16 protein-coding genes are annotated in these 23,487 nt (G+C 73.6%); 15 read left to right on the forward strand and 1 reads right to left on the reverse strand.

Annotation, left to right across the window (positions count from 1 at the left end):
* Positions 1 to 47: 47 nt before the first annotated feature.
* From ACYVP9_RS19870 to ACYVP9_RS19880, 3 genes are read left to right on the forward strand one after another with little or no spacing between them, the layout of a single operon-like run.
* Positions 48 to 1,583 carry a glycosyltransferase 87 family protein gene (locus tag ACYVP9_RS19870; RefSeq protein WP_460606691.1) on the forward strand — a complete coding sequence of 512 codons (1,536 nt, stop codon included), beginning with the start codon at positions 48 to 50 and terminating at the stop codon, positions 1,581 to 1,583.
* Positions 1,580 to 2,485, forward strand: coding sequence for an undecaprenyl-diphosphate phosphatase (locus ACYVP9_RS19875; RefSeq protein WP_460606692.1), 906 nt, complete (start codon positions 1,580 to 1,582; stop codon positions 2,483 to 2,485). Before ACYVP9_RS19870 ends, ACYVP9_RS19875 begins: the two co-directional genes overlap by 4 nt.
* Entirely contained in the window at positions 2,482 to 3,225 is a 744-nt protein-coding gene (locus tag ACYVP9_RS19880; RefSeq protein ID WP_460606693.1) for an ABC transporter permease, read from the forward strand. Before ACYVP9_RS19875 ends, ACYVP9_RS19880 begins: the two co-directional genes overlap by 4 nt.
* A 22-nt stretch (positions 3,226 to 3,247) precedes the next feature.
* Here ACYVP9_RS19880 and ACYVP9_RS19885 read toward each other — a convergent pair whose 3' ends face one another.
* A complete protein-coding gene (locus tag ACYVP9_RS19885) occupies positions 3,248 to 4,747 on the reverse strand; it encodes a lytic murein transglycosylase (protein ID WP_460606694.1) in 1,500 nt (499 codons plus the stop codon).
* A 264-nt stretch (positions 4,748 to 5,011) separates the two neighbouring features.
* Between ACYVP9_RS19885 and ACYVP9_RS19890 the strand changes: the two genes are divergently transcribed.
* The 12 genes from ACYVP9_RS19890 to ACYVP9_RS19945 all read left to right on the forward strand — a co-directional run bounded on the left by ACYVP9_RS19890 (position 5,012) and on the right by ACYVP9_RS19945 (position 23,476).
* Positions 5,012 to 6,271, forward strand: a complete 1,260-nt coding sequence (locus tag ACYVP9_RS19890) for a COG1470 family protein (protein ID WP_460606695.1) — start codon at positions 5,012 to 5,014, stop codon at positions 6,269 to 6,271.
* A 215-nt stretch (positions 6,272 to 6,486) separates the two neighbouring features.
* Positions 6,487 to 7,110 carry a response regulator transcription factor gene (locus ACYVP9_RS19895; protein ID WP_460606696.1) on the forward strand — a complete coding sequence of 208 codons (624 nt, stop codon included), beginning with the start codon at positions 6,487 to 6,489 and terminating at the stop codon, positions 7,108 to 7,110.
* Between the two features lie 124 nt (positions 7,111 to 7,234).
* Complete coding sequence (locus ACYVP9_RS19900; RefSeq protein ID WP_460606697.1) at positions 7,235 to 12,052, forward strand: hypothetical protein; 4,818 nt, start codon at positions 7,235 to 7,237, stop codon at positions 12,050 to 12,052.
* Positions 12,053 to 12,054: 2 nt separating this feature from the next.
* A complete protein-coding gene (locus ACYVP9_RS19905; protein ID WP_460606698.1) occupies positions 12,055 to 12,765 on the forward strand; it encodes a Pvc16 family protein in 711 nt (236 codons plus the stop codon).
* Positions 12,766 to 12,909: 144 nt separating this feature from the next.
* Positions 12,910 to 13,632 (forward strand): eCIS core domain-containing protein, encoded by a 723-nt coding sequence (locus ACYVP9_RS19910; RefSeq protein WP_460606699.1) that lies wholly within the window; start codon positions 12,910 to 12,912, stop codon positions 13,630 to 13,632.
* Entirely contained in the window at positions 13,629 to 15,734 is a 2,106-nt protein-coding gene (locus ACYVP9_RS19915; protein WP_460606700.1) for an ATP-binding protein, read from the forward strand. Before ACYVP9_RS19910 ends, ACYVP9_RS19915 begins: the two co-directional genes overlap by 4 nt.
* A complete protein-coding gene (locus ACYVP9_RS19920; RefSeq protein ID WP_460606701.1) occupies positions 15,731 to 19,645 on the forward strand; it encodes a hypothetical protein in 3,915 nt (1,304 codons plus the stop codon). Before ACYVP9_RS19915 ends, ACYVP9_RS19920 begins: the two co-directional genes overlap by 4 nt.
* A complete protein-coding gene (locus tag ACYVP9_RS19925) occupies positions 19,642 to 20,637 on the forward strand; it encodes a hypothetical protein (protein ID WP_460606702.1) in 996 nt (331 codons plus the stop codon). Before ACYVP9_RS19920 ends, ACYVP9_RS19925 begins: the two co-directional genes overlap by 4 nt.
* Before the next feature lie 180 nt (positions 20,638 to 20,817).
* Entirely contained in the window at positions 20,818 to 22,383 is a 1,566-nt protein-coding gene (locus ACYVP9_RS19930; protein WP_460606703.1) for a phage tail sheath family protein, read from the forward strand.
* A 30-nt stretch (positions 22,384 to 22,413) separates the two neighbouring features.
* Positions 22,414 to 22,860: a phage tail protein gene (locus tag ACYVP9_RS19935; protein WP_460606704.1), complete on the forward strand. Its 447-nt coding sequence runs from the start codon at positions 22,414 to 22,416 to the stop codon at positions 22,858 to 22,860.
* Positions 22,860 to 23,321 carry a hypothetical protein gene (locus tag ACYVP9_RS19940; protein WP_460606705.1) on the forward strand — a complete coding sequence of 154 codons (462 nt, stop codon included), beginning with the start codon at positions 22,860 to 22,862 and terminating at the stop codon, positions 23,319 to 23,321. The genes ACYVP9_RS19935 and ACYVP9_RS19940 overlap by 1 nt, the downstream gene beginning before the upstream one ends.
* Complete coding sequence (locus tag ACYVP9_RS19945) at positions 23,318 to 23,476, forward strand: DUF6760 family protein (RefSeq protein WP_460606706.1); 159 nt, start codon at positions 23,318 to 23,320, stop codon at positions 23,474 to 23,476. Before ACYVP9_RS19940 ends, ACYVP9_RS19945 begins: the two co-directional genes overlap by 4 nt.
* Positions 23,477 to 23,487 lie beyond the last annotated feature (11 nt).

A 23,487-nucleotide genomic window follows, 5' to 3' on the forward strand; every position in this document is an offset into this window, starting at 1 on the left:
GACCAGCGGTCATGTCGTGTTCAGGCGGGCCGGGTGAGGCTCGTGTCGTGGTGGGTGCGGGGCGGACGGTCGGACGGCGTCCGACCGCACCGTCGCTCGGCACCGTCGTCGCACGTCCGGGTGCCGCGACGGCGGCCGTTGCCCTGCTCGCCCTGGTCGTGCGGCTGGCCGTGCTGTGGCGCAACGACCCGGTGCGCGGCACCTTCGGCTACGACTCGGGCGTCTACTTCGCCGGTTCCGACGCGTTCGTGCACGGGCGGCTGCCCTACCGCGACTTCGTGCTGCTGCACCCGCCGCTGCTGATGGTGGCCCTGACGCCGTTCGCCGCGCTGGCCCGGTTCGTCGGTGACAACGCCGCGTTCACCGTGGCGCTCACGTCGTTCGCGGTGCTCGGCGCCGGCAACGCGGGTCTCGTCGTGCTGGTCGCCCGGGCGCTCGGCCTGCGTTGGCGCGCCGCGCTCGCCGGCGGGGTGTTCTACGCGGTGTGGGACGGCGTCGTCGGCGCCGAGTACCTGCTCAAGCTCGAGACGCTGGCCAACACACTGCTGCTGGTCGCGCTGCTGGGGCTGCTGCGCGCGCGGCGGCCGTGGCCGACCGCGCTCGCCGCTGTCCTGCTCGGGCTGTTCGCGACGGTCAAGATCTGGGACGCGGTGCCCGCCGTGCTGCTGCTGCTGTGGTTCGCGCGGCGGACGCCGGGTCGCGCGCTCGCCGTCGTCGCCGGCGCCGCCACGGGCGCGGTGGTCGTGAACCTGCCCTTCTTGCTCGCTGCGCCGCGGGCGATGTGGACGTCCGTCGTGGCCGATCAACTCGGCCGGCCGTCGAGCCACACGGGCACGGCCGGGCGGCTGGCCGACCTGACCGGCATCTCGCACCTCCTCGCCGGGCCGACGGCACGCGATGTCGCCGCCGTCGCCGGCGTGGTCGCCGTTCTCGCGCTCGCCCGGCGCGCGGCCCGCGACCGGCAGTGGGGACGTCCGCTGCTCGTCCTGCTCGCCGCCTGTCTCGCCGTCCTGCTGCTCTCGCCGTCGTGGTTCGTGCCGTACTGCGCCTTCGCTGCCGTCCCTCTCGCGCTGGTCGTGGCGGTGGCGGCCCACGTGCCCGCCGCGGCCGGGCGACGGACGGTCCCGGTGCTGGTCTCGGTGTCGGCACTGGTCACCGTGCTGGCGGCGGCGCTGCCCCTGCCCCGCGGCGGCGTCGTCCGTGATGCCGCCGAGCTGCAGCGTGCGGTCGCGCCGTACCGCTGCGTCATGTCGGACACACCGGTCGTGCTCATCCGGCTGAACGTGTTGAGCCGCGATTTCGCGCACAACTGCGCGAACTGGGTCGACGTCACTGGTCGCACCTACGGGCGGGACCGCGGCACCGGCCCGCGACGGTCCAACCTGCGCTGGCAGCACGACCTGCGCCGTTACCTCGCGTCCGGAGACGTCGTCGTGCTGGGCCGCGTCGCCGGCAGCGGCATCTCCCGCACCACGCTCGGCGAGCTGCGCCGCGGCGGGACCGTCGCCTCGGCCGGCGGCCACACCGTCTACCTGTCCCCGTCCCGTCCGCCGAAAGCACCGAGGAGTACCGCCACACCATGACCGCGCACCTCAGCTGGCTCGAGTCCGGCGTCGTCGGCCTCGTCCAGGGCGTCGCCGAGCTGTTCCCGATCTCGAGTCTCGGGCACAGCATCCTGATCCCGGCCTGGGTCGGCGGGTCGTGGGCCCGGGACCTCGACGTGAGCAGCCCCGAGTCGCCGTACCTGGCGTTCATCGTCGGACTGCACGTCGCCACCGCGCTCGCCCTGCTCGTCTACTTCTGGCGCGACTGGGTGCGCATCGTGCGCGGGCTCGTCACGAGCGTGGTGCGGCGGGAGGTGAAGGACGCCGACCAGCGCCTGGCGTGGCTGCTCGTCCTCGCCACGGTCCCCGTCGGGCTGGTCGGTCTGATGGGGGAGCACTTCGTCCGCGTGCACCTCGGCAAGCCCGTCCCCGCCGCGATCTTCCTCGCCGTGAACGGCGTCGTCCTGTTCGCCGCAGAACGGATGCGACGCCACGACCCGACCGTCGACGGCGAGTACGTCGACGAGCGGGTGAGCGGTCCCGAGTCGGACAAGCGGCTGGCCGAGATGTCGACGGCGAAGGCCGTGGGCATCGGAGCACTGCAGATCGCCGCCCTGGCGCCGGGCATCTCCCGCTCCGGCGTCGCCACCGTCGGCGGCATGCTGCGTGGGCTCTCGCGCGAGGACGCCGCGCGCTTCTCGTTCCTGCTCGCGACCCCGGTGATCCTGGCCGCCGGTGCGCTCAAGCTCGGCGACCTGTTCGGACCGTTGGGGGACGGCATCCGGCCGCAGGTGCTGTTCGGTTCGGTCCTGTCCGGGGTGGGCGCGTACCTGTCGGTCCGGTTCCTCACCCGCTACCTCGCCCACCGCAGCCTCGTGCCCTTCGCGCTCTACTGCATCGCCGCGGGGGTTGCGAGCCTCGTGCTCTTCACCGTGCGGTGAGTGCCGACGTCCGGCTGGGCGTCGGGCTCGTCATGCTGCTCGGCATCGCGCTCGGCGTGCTGAGCGCCGGCGCGGTGCCGCACCGGCGTGCCGTGCTGGTGGCGTCGGCGCGGGCGCTGGTGCAACTGGCGGTGGTGGCGGCGGCGCTGCGCGGGGTGTTCGCGGCGCCCGTCGCCGTGGTGGCCGTGCTGGCCGTCATGTTCGGGGTCGCCACGTGGACGGCGGCGCACCGCCTCGCCGACCACGAGCACGCGCTGCGCCGCGTCGTCGCCGCGTGCGGCGTGGGCGCCGCGGTCACGATCGGGATCGTGGTCGGCCTGCCCGCGCTGTCGCGGGACGTGCGCACGCTCGTCGCCGTCAGCGGCATCGTGCTCGGCGGGACGATGACGGCGGCCACCCTCACCGGCCGGCAGCTCGGCGCCGGGCTCCGCGCGCGGCGCGACGAGGTCGAGGCCTGGTTGTCGCTCGGGGCGACCCCGCGTCACGCGGTGCGCGAGATCGCGCGGCACGCGGTGACCGAGGCGTTGGTGCCGGCGCTGGACCAGACCCGGACCGTCGGCCTCGTGACGCTGCCCGGCGCGTTCGTCGGCGCCCTGCTGGGAGGTGCGAGCGCGGGTCTGGCCGCACGCTTCCAGATCGTCGTGCTCGTCGGGTTGCTGTGCGCCGAGTCGATCACCGCCGTGCTGCTCGCCCACCTGCTCGGTTCGCCGCGGACGCTGCCGGCGGTCCATCTGGGCTGAGGTCGTACGACGATCGCACGGTTCAGATCGGCTGCGGGCCCTCGCCACCCGACCCGGGATCCGACGACGCGGCGTCGGAGGACGGGGTGTCGGTGGGGGCGTCCGTCGTCGGGTCCGGGCTCGGCGGGGTATCGGTCGAGGGGACGTCCGTCGGGTCGGTGGGGAGGTCGGTGGGCGGGCCGCTGCCCGGGTCGGAGCTCACCGGTCCGGACGTGCCGGGGTCGGACGTCGCCGGGTCGGTCGTCACGGGACCCGAGGTCGGGCCGCCCGAGCTGCCGCCCGGCGACGTCGATCCGGCACCGGACGACCTCGTCGGCTTCGGTTTCGGCGTGGGCTTCGGGTGCACCGGCTCACCGGACCCGCCGTTCTGCGGCGGCAGGCCGCGCGGCTTGCCGGGGTCGACGGGCGGGAGCGTGGGCTTCGGCAGCGACGGCAACGGCGCCGGGCTGCCGTTGCGTCCGGTGCCGGGCGCGGTGGGCACCGCGACGACGCCGGCGGCGTAGATGCGCTGGATCGCCATCACGTCGTGCACGTACTCGGTCGAGTGGTTGTAGCTCAGGATCGCCTGCACCGTGCCGCGGTAGGTCGACAGATCCCGTCCGGCGGCGCAGAGGTACGCGGCAGCGGCCGCGGCGGCGTCGTCGATGTCGTTGGGGTCCTTGCGTCCGTCGCGGTCGGCGTCGACACCCCAGCTCGCCCAGGTCGACGGGATGAACTGCATCGGGCCGACTGCGCGGTCGTAGACCCGGTCGCCGTCGAGCCTGCCGTGGTCGGTGTCGCGGATCTCGGCGGTGCCGTTGCCGTTCAGCGGGATGCCGCGGATCGGCGGGCTGCTGGTGCCGTCCTGGTGCAGCACGGCGCCGAAGGCCCGACCGTGGTTGGACTCGACCCGCCCGATCGCGCCGAGCAGCGGCCACGTGATGTGGCACCCGGGCTCGAGCCCGTCCTGCCGGGCCGCGGCGTACTGGTAGGCGGCGAGGGCGGTGGTGGGGATGTCGCCCGCGGCCAGCGTCGAGGCCGGCACCGGGTCGTCGTCCGCCGCGGCCTTCGGTGTCGCCTTCGTCGACGCGTCGGCGACACCGATCGCGGACGGACGGGCGACGTCGGGCTGACCGGCCGCGGCGGTGCTGCTCGCGGCTGCGGACGTCGGCACCGCGACCAGCGCGGCCGCCGGACTGCCGCCGCCGTCGTCCGGCTTGCCCGACGGCAGCAGCAGCCACACCAGCGCGCCGACGATCGTGATGGCGGCGAGCCCGGCCAGCGTGACGGGACCGACGACCTCCGACCCGCCCGACCCGTGCCGCGACCGGGGCGCTCGGCGCCGGCGCGACGTGGACGTGGCCGACGTGGCCGTGCGGGCGGCCGTACGAGTGGTCGTCCGGGTGGTGCGGACGGGCAACTGCTCGTCGCGGTGGTCGCGCATCGCCGACAGCTGCGAGGCGCCGACGAGCGCGCCTGCCCCCTGCCGGCCCGTGGCGCGGCCCGGCGCGGAGTGGCGCGAGGCGCGGCGTCGAGCGGCCATGAGCGATCCGATGCAGTCGGTCGGACGCGCGGGAACTCCCGCGCGAAGCGGCGTCAGCATTCCACCGGACGTCCGGGCCACACACCCCCTCTTCACATTGCCGGGACCTTTGGTGGCCGAATCGGGGCATAGCGGCCCGGTTGCCGCAGGTGGGTCCCGACCGGCCGGACCGCCGTCGCGACGATCGAAAGGGCAACGGGTTTGCCTGCCTGAAGGGCCTTTGGGGGTCCCCGCGGCGGAGGGCCGCTTCATATCGTGCGGCGCGTGAGTACGACTGCGACCCTCGAACAGCCTCAGGTCAGCCTTGCGGCCGGCAGTGAGACCGTCGTCCCGCTGATCATCCGCAACGACGGCAGCCTGGTCGAGGGGTACCGCATCGAACCGGTCGGCGTCCCCGCGCAGTGGATCACCGTCGACCCGCCCGAGGTGTCGCTGTACCCGGGCGACTCGACGACGGCCCGGCTGACGATCCGTCCGCCGCGCAGTTCCGGGGTGCCGGCGGGACAGCTCGCCTACGGCGTGCGCGTGGTGCCGACCGAGCGTCCGAACGAGGCGATCGTGCCCGAGGGCATGGTCGAGGTCCTGCCGTTCCTCGAGACGACGGCCGAGCTCATCCCGCGCACCTCGCGCGGCAAGCGATCGGCGAAGCACCAGATCGCGGTCGACAACCGGGGCAACGTGCCGGTCGGCCTGTTGTTCGACGCCGTCGACCCGACCGACGCGCTCACGATCGACGTCGACCCCGGTTTCACCGTCGGACCCGGCAACGCCGCGTTCGTCGACGTGCTCGTCCGCACCCGCCGCCGCATCTGGCGCGGCGCCCCGGTCACGCACCCGTTCGCCGTCAACGTCGTGCCGCACGACGGGCCCCCGGTGGTGCTCGACGGCACGCACCTGCAGGAGCCGGTCTTCCCGAAGTGGATCCTCAAGGCGCTGCTGGCCCTGATCGCGTTGCTGGCCCTGCTGGCCGCGCTGTGGTTCCTGGTGTTGAAGCCGGCCGTCGAGTCCGCCGCGAAGGATGCGGCGAAGGAGGCCGTCGCGGCGCCGGTCGACAAGGCGCAGCAGCAGGCCGCCGCGGCGGCGAAGAAGGCGGACGCCGCCCAGCAGGCCGCCGCGAAGGGCGGCGGAGGCGGGGCGAAGAGTTCGGGTGCGGCGGCGGCCCCGGCGGCGCAGCCCACGTCGCAGCGGCTGAACGTGATCACCGCCCGCGGCGCGACGAACTCGCAGACGCTGGCGGTCGCGGGTGACCGCAGCATGCAGGTGACCGACATCGTGCTCGAGAACCCGCAGGGCGACATCGGCCGGCTGCAGGTGTCACGCGGCAACACGGTGCTGCTGGTGCTCGCGCTCGAGAACTTCCGCGACATCGACTACCACTTCGTGTCGCCCATCGTGGTGGGCGCGGGCGGGTCGCTGAAGGCGACCGTCACCTGCACCCGGGTCGGCAAGCCGGTCGGCTCGACGCCCACGACGTGCGACACCTCGGTGCTGATCGGCGGCACGACCACGAAGACCTCGCGGTGACGTGAACGGAGGGCACGGGGGGCCATGACGATCGTCGACGCAGCGCTGTCGTGCCCGCCCGTGTGTCCGTTTAAGGAAACCCGAACCCCCTCCCGCGATCCTCGGTGGCGTCGTTGAACGCGTCGTCCGGCAGGGCCCGTTCCACGTCACCGGCCCGCCGGGGCGCCGGACGTGGAGTGCGCACTGCGGCCGGCAGGGCGTCTGGGGGTTCCGAGATGGAACGCATACCGGTCTACATCTGCGCGCACGACCCGATCTCCGAGGCGGGCGCGGCCAGTCAGCTGCGCCCGCGTCCGGAAGTGCGGTTGATCGCGGAGAGCGACGTCGCCGAGGCGCGGGTCGCCCTGTTCGTCGTCGAGACGATCGAGGAGCGGACGCTGCAGCTGCTGCGCTCGGTGCAGCGACAGGGGCCGTCCCGTGCCGTCGTCGTGGCGAGCAACCTCGACGACGCCGGGCTGATCGCCGCCGTCGAGGCCGGTGTCATCGGCATGACCCGGCGCGTCGACGCGACGCCCGAACGGCTCGTGCAGCTGATCATCCGGGCAGCGTCCGGCGAGGGCAGCGTGCCGCCCGACCTGCTCGGACGGCTGCTGAGCCAGGTGGGCAGCCTGCAGCGACAGGTGCTCACGCCGCGCGGGCTGAGCTTCAACGGCCTGGCGGCGCGCGAGATCGAGGTGCTGCGGCTCGTCGCGGACGGGTTCGACACGGCCGAGGTGGCCATGAAGCTCGGCTACTCCGAACGGACGGTGAAGACCGTCCTGCACGACGTCTGCAGCCGGCTGCAGCTGCGCAACCGCTGCCACGCGGTGGCGTACGCGCTGCGCGAGGGACTCATCTGACGAGCTGCCCTTTCGGGCCGTGGACGCGGCCCGACGGATGCCCCGGTAGGCCCTGTCCGGTTTCGGTGTCGATGTACCACGGTGTACGCGCTGCAGCCGATGAACACGTAGGTGGAGGAACGAAGTGAGGCGTCGTGCGAAGGCGCTGCGCCTCGCGGGCGTGGTGGGAGCGCTCGTGCTCGCGCAGGTGGGCACGAGCGCCGTAGGGCTCGACGGACCGGCCGGTGCGGCCGCTGTCGGGGGAGAACGGTCCCCCGGCCGGTCCGTCGCGTCGACCCCACCGGCCGCCACGCTGTTGCCTCCGGCCGATCCCACGAAGCCGCGCGTCGCGTTCACCGACGACCGGGACGCGCTGGGGGTCTACGGAGACGCCCCGCCCGGCCTGGTCGGTCCGCCGCAGACGGGTGGCCTCCTCGGGCCGGGTAACCCGTCGTTCGGCTCTGCGGCCGCTGCCCACGAGGGCGAGGCGTCGTCCATCCGCGTCGGCACCCCGCCGGTGCGCTACACGGTCTTCGTCAGCACCAGGGACGACGTGAACGGCGACGTCTATCTCGTCGTCGGCGAGGCCCAGCCCCCGACCGCCGCGGTGCGCCTGACCTGCGACGACGCGAAGGAGACCCACCCGGTGGTGTCGCCCGACGGTGCGTACGTCGCCTTCGAATCCGGCGGTGACATCCGCGTCGTGGCCACCGCCGCGCCGTGCGGGACCCCGACGACGTTGCCGTCGCAGACCGGCAACGAGCAATGGCCGGCATGGATCGCGGATGCGAACAGCCCGGGCCGACAGTTCCTCGTCTACAGCAGTGACCGGCAGAACCCGCTCGGCGACCTGTACGCGCAGGTGGGTGGATTCGGCGGCCTCCCTGACAACGGGGTCACGCGCCTGACGGACGGCGGCGGGCAGTTCGGTACCACGCAGCCGGTCATCGCCCGCAACCGCGACGGAACCCCTACGCCGTGGGTGCTGTTGTGCACCACGACGCGCTACCGCAGCGACGGTTCCCTCGGGGAGGTCACCGGCACTGCGGACGCGGTGCCCGCGACGCCTCTGGAGGTCCGCTCGGCATGGCGGGGCACCGAACCGCCGCAGAGCTCTGAGGCCGCGCCCGGCGCGGAAGGAGTCGCGTTCACCGGTAACGACGCCAACCCACTCGGCAGCGTGCTCCTCGCGGTCCAGCGCACCGCGACCGCGACCGAACCGCCCTTCGTGTACGACCCCACACAGCTGCGCCGGTTGTACGACACGACCTTCGAATCGCGGGTGACCTCCCACCCGGCGTGGGTGGGCGGCGATCTGCTGGTCACCTACCGCCGCACCGACGCCGACATCACCGACGCGCAGAGCGACGACGGCAGCGACCGGGACCAGGTCGCCGCCTCGGACCCCGCCGACGCGTCGACGCCCGCGTACTCGCCCGACGGGTCGCAGATCGCGTTCAGCCGCCGGATGGGCACCACCGCCGGATCCGGACGCCGGCTGTACATCGCCCGGGCGGACGGGTCCGACCCGCAACCGGTCCAGGACGGCTTCCTCGACGACGCCGACCCGAACGCGAACCCGAACGGTGTCACCCATTACGACCTCTGGCCGTCCTGGTCACCGGACGGCACGAAGCTGGCCTTCGTCCGCACCGCCTACCAGTTCCGGACGGCCGGACGCTTCACCGAATTCTCCCGCGCGATCTGGGTCGCCGACCTGGCCGCAGGGACGGCGTCACGGGTGACGACCGGCGACGACGGGCTCGCCGTCTACGGGCATCCCACGTGGTCGCCGGACGGGACGCGGCTCGTGGCGGGCCGCAGTTCGGTGCCCACCGATCTCGCGCTCACGCTCGCGGTGTCGAGCACGGCATTCACCGTGGGCGACACGGTCACGATCACCGCCACCGTCGACAACCCGAGCGGCGGTACCGCCCCGTCCTCGACCGTCGAGATCACGGCGCCGGCCGGACTGGACCTGCAGCCGACCGCGACATGTCCGGGCACTGCCGCTCGTGTCGTATGCGCGACGGGCGACGTCGACGCCGGTCGTCGGGTGCAGGTCGTCGTGCAGGCGACCGCGAGCGCGCCGTTCACGAACGTGGCCGTCACCGCGACCGCCGACTCGACGAACGACGATTACGACAGCGCGAACAACAGCAGGTCCGTCACCGTCTCCGCCGTGCCCCTGAGCGCCGACGTCCAGATCACGCGCTTCGACACCGACTCCGGCACGACCACCAGCAGTCCCACGACGTTGCGGGTGAACATCCAGAACGTCGGTCCCAGTGCAGCGGCCAGCCCGCTGCTCGTCATCACGGTGCCGAGCCAGACGACGGTCACCCTGATCAACGGCTGCACGGTGCGTCCGGACTCCACGCCGCAATCCTTCAAGTGCGATCTGCCGACACTGGCCGCGGGTTCCGGCGAGCGGCAATTGACGTTCGTCCTGACGCAGACGACCTGTACGCCGAACCCCGGCCTGACCCTGAACGCCGACGTGTCCAGTTCGACGCCGGACCCGGTCGATTCGAACAACCACAGGACATACGGCGTGGGAACCGAGGAGTGCATAGCGCTGCGCGCGCCCCTGCCCGGTGAGCACCGGGCGTCGCTGCCGAGTGCCGTTCCCACGGGACCCGGTCTGCTCCTCGCCGCCGGCGGGCCGGTGGTCGCGCAGTCGGAGTACGCGTCGAGCGAGTCGCGTGGCTTCGGAGGGAAGACGTTCGCCGTCGACCCGCCGGTTCTCGTGCTGGTCGACCTGGCATCCGCGGCGCAGCACGACGTCCGGATCGTCTGTTCGGCGCCGTCCGGCCGGTGCCCCCTGTACGGCAGCAGCCCGTCGTGGGCGCCGTCGGGCAACCGCATCGCCTACGACGACGGCGGGCAGCTGAACGTCACGACCCTCGGCGACGACCCGACCACGGGCGACACGACACCGGACCTCGCCGGCGAGCCCGATGCGTTGGTCGGGTTCATCACGTACGCGTCGGGCACCGGCGGCACACCGACCGCAGCCCGGCGGACATTGTCCGAGGCGCACGACCCGGCGTGGTCGCCGGACGGCACGCAGCTCTACTTCACCGGGCAGCCGGCCGGGGCGCCGAGCAACGCGGGCATCTACGCGATCACACCCGGTGGCACCGGATTGCGCGCCATCGCGCAAACTCCGCAGCCGGAGTCGGAGCCGACGGTGCAACCGTCCGTCGACCTGGCCGTGACGATCGCGGCGACACCGGCGACGATCACTCCCGGTGGGACGAGCACCGTGGCGGTGACGGTCGAGAACCTCGCCGACGTGCGGGCCGCGAACACGGTGTTGACGGTGTCGGTGCCCGCCGGCCTCGCGTACACGCCGCCGAGCACCCCGCCGACGACCTGCACGGCTGCCGCGGGCGGGTTCACCTGCGACCTCGGGACGTTCCCCGGCGCAGCGACGCGGACGTTCACCTTCGACGTCACCACGACCACCCTCGGCACGTACACGATCGGTGCGCAGGTCACGACCGACAGCGTGGACGTCGACCTGACGAACAACACCGCGCGCACCCAGGTCGTCGTCCGCCGGTTCAGCACCGACCTCGCGGTGACGCTGTCCGCCGACCCGGCCGTGATCGTCCTCGGCGACACCAGCACCTTGACGGCACGGGTGACGAACGGCGACGAGCGTGCGGACGAGACCGTGCTGACCGTGACGATCGCCGCCGGGCTCACGCCCGGCGACGCCCCGTCCGGCTGCACGCTGGCCGACCACACGCTCACCTGCTCCTACGGCAACCTGCTGCCCGGCGACACGCGCACGGCCGCGATCGAGGTGACCGGACCGACGGTGGGCTCCTACCCCTCCACGGCCACCGTCGACTCGGCGAGCGACGATCCCGACGAGTCGAACAACACCGCGTCGGCCACCGTCGAGGTGCGGCGCTATCTCGCGGACGTCGGCGTGACCCTCACCGCCGCACCGGACCTGGTCACGATCGACGACTCGACGCTGCTGCGGGCCCGGGTGCGCAACAACGGTTCCGAGCTCGCGCTGGACACCGTGCTGACCGTGCAGATCGCCACGGGACTCGAGCCCGGCACGGCGCCGCCCGGGTGCACGCTCGCCACGCGCACGCTCACCTGCGCGTTCGGCGACCTGGCCGCCGGCGCCGTGCGCACCGTCGAGATCGAGGTCACCGCGCCCACGCTCGGCACGCAGACCTCGATCGCGACGGTGACGACCGACAGCAACGACGAGGTGCCCGGCAACGACCTCGACACCGCGGACGTCCGCGTCGTGCGGCGGCTCGCCGACGTCGCGGTGTCCGTCCGCTTCGACCGCGACACCGCCTACGTCGGCGGTGACGCGCGGCTGCGGGTCACCGTCCGCAACAACGGGCCGTCGCCCGCCGACAACGTCCGCCTCGACACCGACGTCGCCACGCGCCTGCGTCCCAGCGCGAGTCCCAGCTGCGCGGCGGGCGCCAGCACCTGCGAGCTCGGCACGCTCGCGCCGGGTGAGTCGCGCACCTATCTCGTGGAACTGAGCCCGGCCGGCCTCACGCCGACACCGCGCAACTACCGCCGCACCGCAGCCGCGGCGGTCACCACGACGAGCGACGAGGCCGTCACGACGAACAACGTCGACCGGGACGAGCTGCTCGTGCGCCAGCCGACCGTCCGGCTGCTGCCGCCGATCGGTCCGCCCGGTTTCGTCACGGTCGTCTTCGGCGAGAACATGCCGCCGAACTCGCTCGTGCGGTTGCGCTGGAGCACCGGCATCACCAGCACGACCGGCGCGGTACGGGTCGCCGCCGACGGCACGCTGCAGACGCCGATGCTCGTCGTGCGCCGCGACGGTGACCTCGGCCTGCGCAAGCTGTACGCGACCTCGGTCCTCGCCCGCTTCTCCCGGGTGAGCGCCGACATGCTCGTCGTGCCCCGCACGCAGTCGCCCCCGGACTTCGTCGGACGGGGCTGAGGATGATCCCGCAGATCGACGAGGTGTTGCGCGACATCGTCCGCGGCGAGGCTCTCAACGGCGCGACCGACGTCGAGGTCGTCCTCGACGCGCCGACGAAGGACTGGGCGGCCCGCCGCAACGCCCCCACGGTCAACCTCTACCTCTACGACATCCGCGAGGACCTGCGCCGGCGCGAGAACGGATTCGTCGAGCGCATGGACGGCAACCCGGGCGCGCGCACGCGGCACCGCATCCCGCGCATGTTCAAGTTCTCCTACCTCGTGACCGCCTGGACGCAGCGGCCCGAGGACGAGCACCGCCTGCTCGCGTCGTTGATGCGGTGCTTCCTGCGCTACGACTCGGTGCCGCCGGGACTGCTGCCGGTGGCCGACGGCGAGGCGAAGCTGACGGTCGGCCTGCCACCCCCGGAGGACCGCGCGTTCGCCGACGTGTGGACGGCACTGGGTGGGGAACTCAAACCCTCCCTGGACGTGGTGGTCATCGCCCCGATGGACGTCGGCGTCCCCGAGGAGGCCGGGCCACCGGTCTCGGACGGCATGTACCTCGACCTGGCCGACACCGTCCACGGCGGGCAGGACACCGGACGGCACCAGCACGTGCCCGTCGCCGCCGGCGACGCCGCGCCCGGGTCGGCCGCGCCGGACGATCGGGCGGACGGTCTGCGGCTCGGTCGCGGCAGCACGCCGCGGACGCAACGCAAGCGGGGCTGACCGTCACCGGCGCGGGTTGCCCGAAGGGGCAGGCAACTCGTCCCGCGCGAGGGCAGTCCGGTCCCTCGTGCCGGCCGGGGACGGCTGGGATCGTCGCAGGCGCGCAGCACACCAGGCGAACAGCCGTGGAGCAGGGAGGTCGCGATGCGATCGCGGCAGGGCGGCGGGTCCGACGGGGTGCTCGACGTCGCCCCGGCGGCCGGCAACCCCGCGCGTCCGCCCGGTGACCACGTCCCCGGTGCCGACCGCCCGCCGGCGGCCGCGCTCGCCGCCGCCGGTGCCGGACGCGGCGACGCCCTCGCACCACATGACCTGCTCCGGCTGCAGCGCTCGGTCGGCAACGCGGCGACCGGTGCGCTGCTGGACAACGGTTTCGAGATCCCGTCCGGCGGGTCGCCGCTGTCGGCCGACGTCCGCGGCGACATGGAGCACCGTTTCGGCACCGACTTCTCCGACGTGCGGGTGCACACGGACGCGTCCGCGCACGCGTCCGCCTCCTCGGTCGACGCACAGGCGTACACGACCGGCAACGACATCGTCTTCGCGCACGGCAACTACGACCCGCAGTCGGCCGCCGGGCGGCACATGCTGGCCCACGAGCTCACCCACGTCGTGCAGCAGCGCACCGGGCCGGTCGAGGGCACCGACGCCGGTCTCGGTGTCGCGGTCAGCGATCCCGGCGACCGGCACGAGCGCGACGCCGTCGCCAACGCCGACCGCGTCATGTCCGAAGCGTCGACCCCGACCGCCTCGGCGCCCGCGGCGCCGACGCAGTCCGTGCAACGCATCGAGGACGACAGCCCGGCCGTGCAGCGCGCGACGATCCACGACCACGAGCACGACGAGCTGCGGGACGCCGACCAGTGACGTCGACCGCGACGCCCGGCGAGCTGCTCGACCCGGCGGACACGCTGGACGCGTCCCTGGCCCACCTGCGGGCGCGTCTCGAGGCCCTCGAAGGGCGTGTCGCCACGGTGATAGCCCAGCGGCGGGCCCGCCGTCCGCTCGCCGACGACCGGTTCCGCGGCGCGTTCCTCTCCGACGCCCAGATCGACGCGCTGCTCGCCGATCCGGGCGGTGCAACGGAGGGCGGGCACGATCCCGCGGCGGCCGTCGAGGCAGCCGTCGACGGAGCCGAGGCGGACGGGTCGGTCACGCGGCTGCGTCGCCTGCAGCGCGTCTTCGCGCTCGACGCGGTGGCCGTCGACCTGCTGCTCGTCGCGCTCGCGCCCGACCTCGACCCGCGCTTCGAACTGCTCTACGCCTACCTGCACGACGACCTGACGCGGCGGCGGGTCAGCGTCGGCCTCGCGCTCGAGCTGGCCGGACGCGACCCGCTCGACGCCGCCGCCCGCGCCGCGCTCGACCCCGCCGGAGCGCTCGTGGCCACCGGCCTGCTCGAGATCGACGGGGCGGACGGGCCCGCCCTGGGCCGCACCCTGCGCGTACCCGACCGGGTCACGGCGCACCTGATCGGTCACGAGGTCGTCGACCGCGTCGTCGAACCGCTGCTCGTGCCGTCCGTCCCGCTGCCCGGCCCCGTGGCCGACCGCGCCGCGGCGGCATTGCGGTCGGGCACGTCCGTGTTCTACGTCCGCGAGGCGGCCGGCACCAGCGGGCCGTCCGTCGCGGCCGCCGCCCTCGCCGACGTCGGGTTGCGGACGCTCGCGCTCGACCTCGCGGCCGGACGGACGGCAGCGTCCGGCTCGGCCGTCGCGCTCGTACCGGCCGTCGTGCGGGAGGCGGGCCTGACCGGGTCCGGGCTCGTCGTCGAGAAGGCCGACAGGCTCGCCGTCGACGACCCGGCCGCGCTGCGCCGGCTCGTGGAGTCGCCGACGTCGGTGTTCCTGTGCGGCGCCCGCACCTGGGACCCGGATTGGGCACGGTCGGTGCCCTTCTCGCTCGAGGCGCCGGTCACGACCGAGGCCGAACGGGCCGAACTCGTGCGCGCGACACTCGGCGACGCCACCGCGGTCGGCGAGGCGGACGTCGCCGCCGTCGCCCGCCTGCGGATGCGTCCGCTGCAGATCGTCCGCACCGTGCACGCCGCGCAGCGCGAGGCGGCGGCCGAGGGCCGTCCGCTCGGCCTGGCCGACCTCGAGGCGGCGGCCCGGCAGCTGAACTCCGTGTCCCTGGACGCGCTGTCGACGCGCATCACGCCGGCCGCCACCTGGGAGCAGCTCGTGCTGCCCACGACGGTCGCCAACTCGGTGCGCTCGGTCGTGAACCGGGCCCGTCACAAGGAGCTCGTGCAGCGCCGGTGGGGTTTCGGCGTCGGCACCCGCAGGCTGGGCACCCTCGCCCTCTTCGGCGGGCCGCCGGGCACGGGCAAGACCCTGGCCGCCGAGGTCATCGCCGGCGAGCTCGGCGTCGACCTCTACGTCGTCAACCTCGCGACGGTGGTCGACAAGTACATCGGCGAGACCGAGAAGAACCTCGACCGCATCTTCGACGCCGCCGCCGACGTCAACGGCCTGCTGTTCTTCGACGAGGCCGACGCCCTGTTCGGCAAACGTTCCGAGGTGAAGGACGCGCGCGACCGCTACGCCAACGTCGAGGTCGCGTACCTGCTGCAGCGGCTCGAACGCTTCGACGGCATCGCCGTGCTCGCCACGAACCTGAGCGCCAACCTCGACGAGGCGTTCGCGCGGCGCATCGACGTCACCGCGCAGTTCCGGCTGCCCGAGCCGGCCGAGCGGCGCACGATCTGGCAGATCTCGCTCGCTCCGGACGCGCCCGTGGACCCCGACCTGGACCTCGACTTCATGGCGTCGTCCTTCGAGCTGTCGGGCGGCAGCATCCGCAACATCTGCGTGACGGCGGCGTACCTCGCCGCTGACACCGGCGGTCCGATCGCCATGCGGCACCTCGTCCGCGCCGCCGCGCAGGAGCACCGCAAGCTCGGCCGCCTGGTCGTCGAGAGCGAGTTCGGACGGCACTTCAGCCACACCGCCGAGGTGACGGCATGAGCGCGCGGACGCCCGCGGGGTCGTCGTCCGAACTGATGGAGCGGGCGGCGGCGGCGACGAAGTCGATGTCCGGGCCGGCGTCGGGAAAGGACGCGGGCTCACGGGGCACGGGCAGCCTGCAGCGCCTGCTCGGCAACGAGGGCACCGGGTCGTTGCTCGGCTCGCTCGGTGGCAACGTTCCCGGGCTCGCCAAGGACGCCGGCGCCGTCGCGGCGGGTATCGCCACCGCCGGCATGGGCGCCACCGCGGGCATCGGGGGTGTGGGCGGCCTGCTGGCCGGCGCTGCGCCCGGCATCGCGGGGTTGCTCGGTGACAAGGGCGGCGCGTCCGGAGGAGCGGCCGACGCGGCTGCCGCGGGCGGGGCTGCCGACGCGGCGGCGAAGGGCGTGGCGGCGGAGGCGTCCGGACGTGGCGCGTCCGGACCGGCCGGCGGTGCTGGCGGGGGCGCCCCAGGCGGTGCTGCCGGGGGCGCCGCGGCGTCCCGGGGGGCGGGCAGTTCCGCCGCGGCGGGGCTCGCCGCCGGTGCGGCAGCCGGTCAGGCGGCGGCCGGTCACGCCGGGGCGCGGGCCGCCGGAGGTGCGCCCGGCGCCGCACGATCCGGAGCACAGGGCGGCGGCGCCGGGAGGGCCGCCGGAGCGGCAGCGGCCGGTCCGGCCGCCGGCAGCGATGGTCCGACCCCGGGCGGTGCGTCCATCGACCACGAGCTGGCCGAGCACCAGAGCTGGGCGACGGCGGGGGCGCGCGTCGGCGCGGCCGGATCGGACGAGCGGGCCGCGTATCTCGCCGACATGGCCGGCGGCGGGCTCGTCGAGGGTTTCGGTGACAGCCTGCTCACCGGCCTCGCGATGGGGCTCGGCATCAAGCTGCTCGAGGAGGCCATCCCGATCCCGGGCGTCGGTCTCGTGATAGGCGGCGTCATGGCGCTGCACGGGATCATCGAGAACTGGGACACCACTGCGGCCTCGATCAAGGCCATGGGCACCGGCGCCGACATCTACGAGGAACTCGCCAACGACATCGCCGGCGTGCTGACCATCCTCGACCTGATGGTCAACGTGCTGAACGTGATCGGTGGCATCGCCGGTGCGATCGCGATCGCGATGTGGATCATCACCGTTGCGACCCTGGGCGCCGCCACCCCGCTCGCCGCTCTCATCACCACAATCGCGGGCGTCACCCTCATGGCGGCGGGCATCGTGAACGGCCTCATCCAGGCGACGTTCCAGCCGGTCGTCGCCATGTTCCGGGCGTTGCACGCGTTCAAGAGCCAGGCCGACCCGCGCTCGGTCGCGGCGCAGGGCCAGCAGGTGCAGAACGCCACCAAGATCATGGGCGGACAGCTCGGCGGCCTCGCGGTCATGGGCATCATGGCGGCCGGCGAGGGCGGCGCGCAGGGTGAGGAGCACGGCAACGCGCCCACCAAGCCGGGCGGGTCCGCCCGCGGTGGCGTCGAGCCGACGAGCGTCGCCTTCGAGCCGCCGGGGGGCGGCGGAGGGGCTCACCCGACCGCGCCGACGGAGGTGGGCCCGTCGTTCGGCACCGCGCCCACGGAGGTGGGTCCGGCGTTCGGGACGGCTCCGACCGAGGTGGGTCCGGCGTTCGGCACTGCGCCGACCGAGGTGGGTCCGGCGTTCGGGTCGGCTCCGACCGAGGTGGGTCCGGCGTTCGGGTCGGCTCCGACGGAGGTGGGTCCGGCGTTCGGGTCGGCGCCGACGGAGGTGGGTCCGGCGTTCGGCTCGGCGCCGACGGAGGTGGGTCCGGCTCCGGGTCAGTCGCCGAAGGCGTACACGGTCGAGGCGCCCGCCAAGGGGGGTCTGGGTACCGCGCCGACCGAGGCGGGTCCGGCGTTCGGGTCGGCGCCGACGGAGGTGGGTCCGGCGTTCGGCTCGGCGCCGACGGAGGTGGGTCCGGCTCCGGGTCAGTCGCCGAAGGCGTACACGGTCGAGGCGCCCGCCAAGGGGGGTCTGGGTACCGCGCCGACCGAGGCGGGTCCGGCGTTCGGGTCGGCGCCGACCGAGGTGGGTCCGGCGTTCGGGTCGGCGCCGACGGAGGTGGGTCCGGCTCCGGGTCAGTCGCCGAAGGCGTACACGGTCGAGGCTCCTGCCAACGGGGGACTGGGCACGGCGCCGACCGTCGAGGCCCCCGCCATGGCCGCGCCCGAAGGACCGTTGCCCGGCCAGCGCAACCCCGTCCAACAGATGACCGCCGTCGACCCGAGCCAGGTGCCGGGACCGCAGCCGGCCGACTTCCGCAGCGGCCCGGTCGGGTCGTTCGAACCGCCCGCCCGCAACAACAACGTCCAGCAGATGACCGCCGTCGACCCCAGCCAGGTGCCGGGACCGCAGCCCGCGGACTTCCGCAGCGGTCCGGTCGGCTCGTTCGAACCGCCCACCCCCGCGCTCGCGCCGACGGAGGCGATGCCGGCCGCGCTCGCGCCGACGGAGGCGATGCCGGCCGCGCTCGCGCCGACGGAGGCGATGCCGGCCGCGCTCGCGCCGACGGAGGCGATGCCCGCGGTCGCCCCCCGCGAGCAGGTCGTCCCGGCCGGCGGAGCGCGGGAGGGGCTCAACCCGTACGCGAAGACCATGGTGCCGAGCGAGGCCGCGGGCGCGACCCCGAACACGTCGCCCGACGCGCGGGTGGTGGCACCGGCGGACGCGACCGGCGGCGCGAACCCGTGGGGACGCACGATGACGCCACAGGAGCTCGCCGGATCCGCGCCCACGCAGTCCATGCCGGCCGTCGAACCCGTCCCGGACACGCAGCGGCGGATGCCCACGATGCCCGGGCTCGCTCCCGGGCGCACCCCCACGCTCCCGGGCGTCGCGCCGCAGGCCAACCCGCCCGTCCGCACGCCGACCAACCCCGGCCTGGGGCCGCTGGTCCCCGGCCGGACGCCGACCATCCCCGGCATCGCGCCGCAGGGACCCGGCGGCGTCGGACCGGGCAGCGGGTCCGGCGGCACCCCGTCGCTGGGCAACGACCTCAAGGCCTCGGTGTCGAGGGACGCCGCCGCCGCCGGGGAACGCCGTCCCGAGATCGCGATCGACCCGGCGACGGGGGCGGGCGCCGAGATGGTCGACCCGCGGTACAAGAACCCGCCGGGCACGCCCGAGCAGATCGCCGCGATCCACGCCGACATCGCGCGTATCGACGCCGAGACCGCGCAGGTCGAGGCGGCGAAGGCGAAGCACCAGGACCAGGGTCAGCAGGCGCAGGCGCTGAGCCAGGCCGCCGGCCAGGCCCGGCAGGCCGCCGATCAGGGCGGGCAGAAGGCCGGCGCGACCGGTGCCGAGGCGTCGGCGAAGGAGCAGACCAACCAGCAGGCGCAGGGCCAGCAGAACGACGCGCACGGCAAGGTCGCGAGCTATCCCGAACGGGCCGCCGGCCTCGCCACCTTGCGGACGCCGTTGACCGCCTTCCGCGGCTTCCTGCACTTCGCCGAGATGGTGCCGGGCGACGTCGGCGCCAAGTTCCACAGGATGGACGCCGAGGCCCGCAGCTTCGAGAGCGCGCTCGCCCGCGTCGGCGCCCAGATGACGAAGACCGCCGCGCAGGGGCCGGGGCAGATCATGGCGTGGCAGGGCGAGCAGCAGCAGCTCGTCGACGCCCGCACGAAGTCGCAGGGCGCCGGACAGGAGTTCCAGCAGCAGTCGCAGACGGCGTCGAAGATCGCCGCGGACGCCGACGCCGCCGCCGCGCAGCGCCAGGCGAAGGCGGCACAGGCGGCCGCCCACGGCGGCAAGCTGCAGCAGGCCAAGGCGCAGCAGCATGCCCGGGCCGACACCCTGGCCGCGCAGCTGCAGAGCTGGGCGGCGGAGCACAAGGCGGCCCGCACCGCCGCCATCGAGCAGACGAAGCAGAAGTACGAGGCGCGGGGGTACACCGTGACCGTCCGCGGCGGCGGGTGACCGGCCGGTCGGACGGGACGGCGCCGCCCGTTGCCGATCAACTGGTCGCGCTCGCGTCCCGCCTCGTCCGTGAGGGCAGGTTCGCCGAGGCGATCGGGCAGTTGCGGGACGCCGCCGACCGCAACCACCGCACCCGCCGCCGCCTCGAGGAGTCCCGCTGCCGCGCCGCCCTCGCGTCGTGCCTGCGTCTCACCGGCGACCTCGCCGCGGCCGAACAGGAAGCAGCGACGGCGCTCCGGCTGGCGGGGGACGACACCGCAGCGTCCCTCGCCGCCGCGGCCGAACAGGTCGAGGTGGCGGCCGCGCTCGGGCGTCCGGCCGAGGCTCGCCGCGCTCTCGACACGGCGATCGCGACGGCCGGACGCTCGAGCGTGGGATCGGCACGCACCACCGCGGCGCTGCTGCGACGGCGCGCCGGGCTCCGTGCTCAGGAGGGCGACGTGCGCGGCGCCGGTGCCGACCTCGCCGAGGCGGCGCGGTCGTGGCGCGACGCGGGCGACCGGACCGCCGCCGCGCGGGCGCTGGTCGAGCGGGCGACGGCGCTGCACCAGGGCGGCGTCGACGGCGCCGACGCTGCCGTCGACGAGGCGCGGCAGGCCGTCCGCGACGAACCGGCCCTCGCGGGCGAGCTCGACCTGCTCGACGTCGCCGTCGCCCTCGAGCGCGGCCGGCCCGACGAGGCGGCGGCCGCTGCCGGGCGCGCCCGGCAGCACGCGCTGGACGCCGTCGCGCCCACCACCTATGTCGCGGCGAGCGTCGCGCTCGCCGAGCTGGCCGACCTGCGAGGCGACCGCCTCGCCGCGTACGAGGCGCTCGCGGTGGGGTGCGCGACGCTCGGCGACCTGGTCGGACGCGACGGCGCGGACGCGGTCTTCGCCCCGCGGTTCGATGAGCTGCGGACGGCCTGGGCCGGCTCGGCGGACGACCTCGACACCGTTCGCGCCGCGTACGAACAGCACCGCCGCGACGTCCGGCCGGACACCGGCGGCTGACGCGCGCCGCCGCGCGGCGCGGGCGGGAGACCGTCCGCATGAACGGGCCAACATCGATTGCCCTTACGTGCAGCGGTTTCCACCCCGTGTCGGGGCCTTCGAGCCGTTTCCCACACCCGCGCGACACCCGAGAGTGACTCACGCCGATCACGCTTCGCCGAAGCTCCCTGGAGGGTTTGCATGCCGACGTATCTGTCGCCCGGTGTCTACGTCGAGGAGGTGGAGGCCGGGTCGCGTCCCATCGAGGGTGTCGGCACCGCGGTCGCCGCGTTCGTCGGACTGGCCGAGAAGGGCCCGCTCAACGAGCCGACGCTCGTGTCCAACTGGACGCAGTTCACCGAGAAGTTCGGCGACTTCGTCCCCGACACCTACCTCGCCCACGCGGTGTACGGCTACTTCCTGAACGGTGGCGGCAACTGCTTCGTCGTCCGCATCGGCGATCCGTCGGCGGGGGAGAACGGCAACGGCCGGCGCTCGGTGCCGAAGTCGATCGCGCCGCCCGCGCAGGCGCAGGTCGGCGGCTTCCGCGTCACGGCGAAGCCGAACGCGCCGACCCGCAGCAAGAAGGTCACCGTCGACATCCAGGACCCGTCGGGCGAGAACCAGCCCGAGGACCTCTTCAAGCTCGTGGTGAACGTCGACGGCAAGGCGGCCGAGACCTACGACCACGTCACGGCGAAGCGCGGCGACAACAACGTCGTCGAGAAGGTCAATACCGAATCGAAGCTGATCAACCTCGAGGAGCTCACCTCGGGCAGCGCGCTCGCCAAGCCCGACAAGGGCGTCACCGAGCTGGTCGAGCCGCCCGCCGAGCCCGAGGGACCGTCGCCCGACCAGCTCTCCGCGAACGACTACGTCGGTGACGCCGCCGACCGGACCGGCTTCAGCGGCCTCGAGGCGGTGGACGAGGTGACGATGGTCGCCGTCCCGGACCTCGTCGCCGCGTACGAGCAGGGCGCCATCGACATGGAGACGTTCAAGGCGGTGCAGCTCGCGGTCATCGCGCACTGCGAGCTGATGGGCGACCGCATGGCCATCCTCGACCCGCCGCCGGCCCTGTCGCCGCAGCAGATCAAGGACTGGCGCGTCAACGAGGCCGGCTACGACAGCAAGTACGCCACGCTCTACTGGCCGTACGTGAAGGTGCTCGACCCGGCGACCGGCACCAACAAGTTCGTGCCGCCGTCCGGTCACATGGCGGGCATCTGGGCCCGCAACGACGACACCCGCGGCGTGCACAAGGCACCGGCCAACGAGGTCGTCCGTGGCGCGATCACGCTGCAGACGCAGTTGACCAAGGCCGAGCACGACCTGCTCAACCCGGTGGGCATCAACTGCATCCGCAGCTTCCCCGGCCGCGGCGTGCGGGTGTGGGGTGCGCGGACGCTGTCGAGCGACCCGGCGTGGCGCTACCTCAACGTCCGCCGGCTGTTCAACTACCTCGAGGAGTCGATCCTCAACGGCACGCAGTGGGTCGTGTTCGAGCCCAACGACTACGCGCTGTGGTCGCGCATCCGTCGCACGATCGCGGCGTTCCTCGTCAACGAATGGCGCAAGGGCGCACTGTTCGGCCTGACGCCGGACGAGGCGTTCTACGTGAAGTGCGACAGCGAGACCAACCCGGCCGAGGGCATCGACGCCGGCCAGGTCGTGTGCCAGGTGGGCGTCGCGCCGGTGAAGCCGGCCGAGTTCGTCATCTTCCAGCTCGCCCAGTTCTCGGGCGGCACCAGCCTGGTCAACGAGTAACCGACCCCCGATCCCGAGGAGCACAGACCCATGGCACTGCCCGACGCGCTCGACTCGTCACCGGCCTACGCCTTCATCGTCAAGATCGACGGCATCGCGATCCCCAAGGTGATCGAGGTGTCGGGCCTGAAGAGCGAAGTCGACAAGATCGACCTCAAGCAGCAGACCGAGGACGGCAAGTACGTCGCCCGTCAGGTCATCGGACGGCCGAAGCCGGGCGAGATCACCGTGACCCGCGGGCTCACCGACTCGAAGACCGTCAGCGACTGGCTCAAGCAGGTCGCCCAGGGCGACCTCGCGGGAGCCCGGAAGACGGCGTCCGTCGAGATGCTCGACTACGCCGGCGCCCCCATCAAGACGTACAACTTCACCAACTGCTGGGTGCGCAGCATCGAGGTCAGCGGCCTCAAGGCGGGCGCCACCGAACAGGCGACGGAGAAGTTCGTCATCTGCTACGACGAGTCCAACGTCTCCTGATGCAGCGCAACCGAGGACAGGCGCTCGCCGAACCACCCGGCCCGCCGCAGGCCGCGGCGCCGGAACCGATGCCGCGGGAGGAGCGCGAGACGCTGCGCACCGAGTTCGACTTCGAACTCCCGCGCGGGTTCGTCGACGGCGACGGGGTCACGCACCGGCGCGGCACGATGCGCCTCGCCACCGCCCGGGACGAACTGCTGCCGCTCTACGACGCGCGCGTGCAGGAGAACCCGGCCTTCACCACCGTCGTGCTGCTCAGCCGCGTGATCACCTCGCTCGGCACGCTCACGAGCATCTCGTCGAACCACATCGAGAACATGTTCGCCTCGGACGTCGCGTTCCTGCAGGACTTCTACCGCCGCATCAACGCCGAGGGTCACACCCGCGCCGCCGTCACCTGCCCCGACTGCTCGCACCGCTTCACCATCGAGCTAGGGGGTGGGCGCCTGGGGGAATCGTGACGTACGCGCCCGCGCGCATCCACCGCGAGGTCGCGTACGTCGCCTACCACTTCCACTGGTCGCTGGACGACATCCTCGATCTCGAGCACGCGCAGCGGCTGCAGTACGTCCGCGAGATCGCGGACATCAACACCCGACTGTCCGAGGAGCGCTGACGCGAAGTGGG

The sequence above is a fragment of the Jatrophihabitans fulvus genome, from assembly GCF_054781375.1.

Coding starts and splice junctions, on each gene's coding strand:
- ACYVP9_RS19875 (WP_460606692.1), top strand. CDS start 1,580: ATGACCGCGCACCTCAGCTGGCTCGAGTCCGGCGTCGTCGGCCTCGTC.
- ACYVP9_RS19885 (WP_460606694.1), bottom strand. CDS start 4,747: ATGGCCGCTCGACGCCGCGCCTCGCGCCACTCCGCGCCGGGCCGCGCC.
- ACYVP9_RS19895 (WP_460606696.1), top strand. CDS start 6,487: ATGGAACGCATACCGGTCTACATCTGCGCGCACGACCCGATCTCCGAG.
- ACYVP9_RS19905 (WP_460606698.1), top strand. CDS start 12,055: ATGATCCCGCAGATCGACGAGGTGTTGCGCGACATCGTCCGCGGCGAG.
- ACYVP9_RS19910 (WP_460606699.1), top strand. CDS start 12,910: ATGCGATCGCGGCAGGGCGGCGGGTCCGACGGGGTGCTCGACGTCGCC.
- ACYVP9_RS19920 (WP_460606701.1), top strand. CDS start 15,731: ATGAGCGCGCGGACGCCCGCGGGGTCGTCGTCCGAACTGATGGAGCGG.
- ACYVP9_RS19930 (WP_460606703.1), top strand. CDS start 20,818: ATGCCGACGTATCTGTCGCCCGGTGTCTACGTCGAGGAGGTGGAGGCC.
- ACYVP9_RS19935 (WP_460606704.1), top strand. CDS start 22,414: ATGGCACTGCCCGACGCGCTCGACTCGTCACCGGCCTACGCCTTCATC.
- ACYVP9_RS19940 (WP_460606705.1), top strand. CDS start 22,860: ATGCAGCGCAACCGAGGACAGGCGCTCGCCGAACCACCCGGCCCGCCG.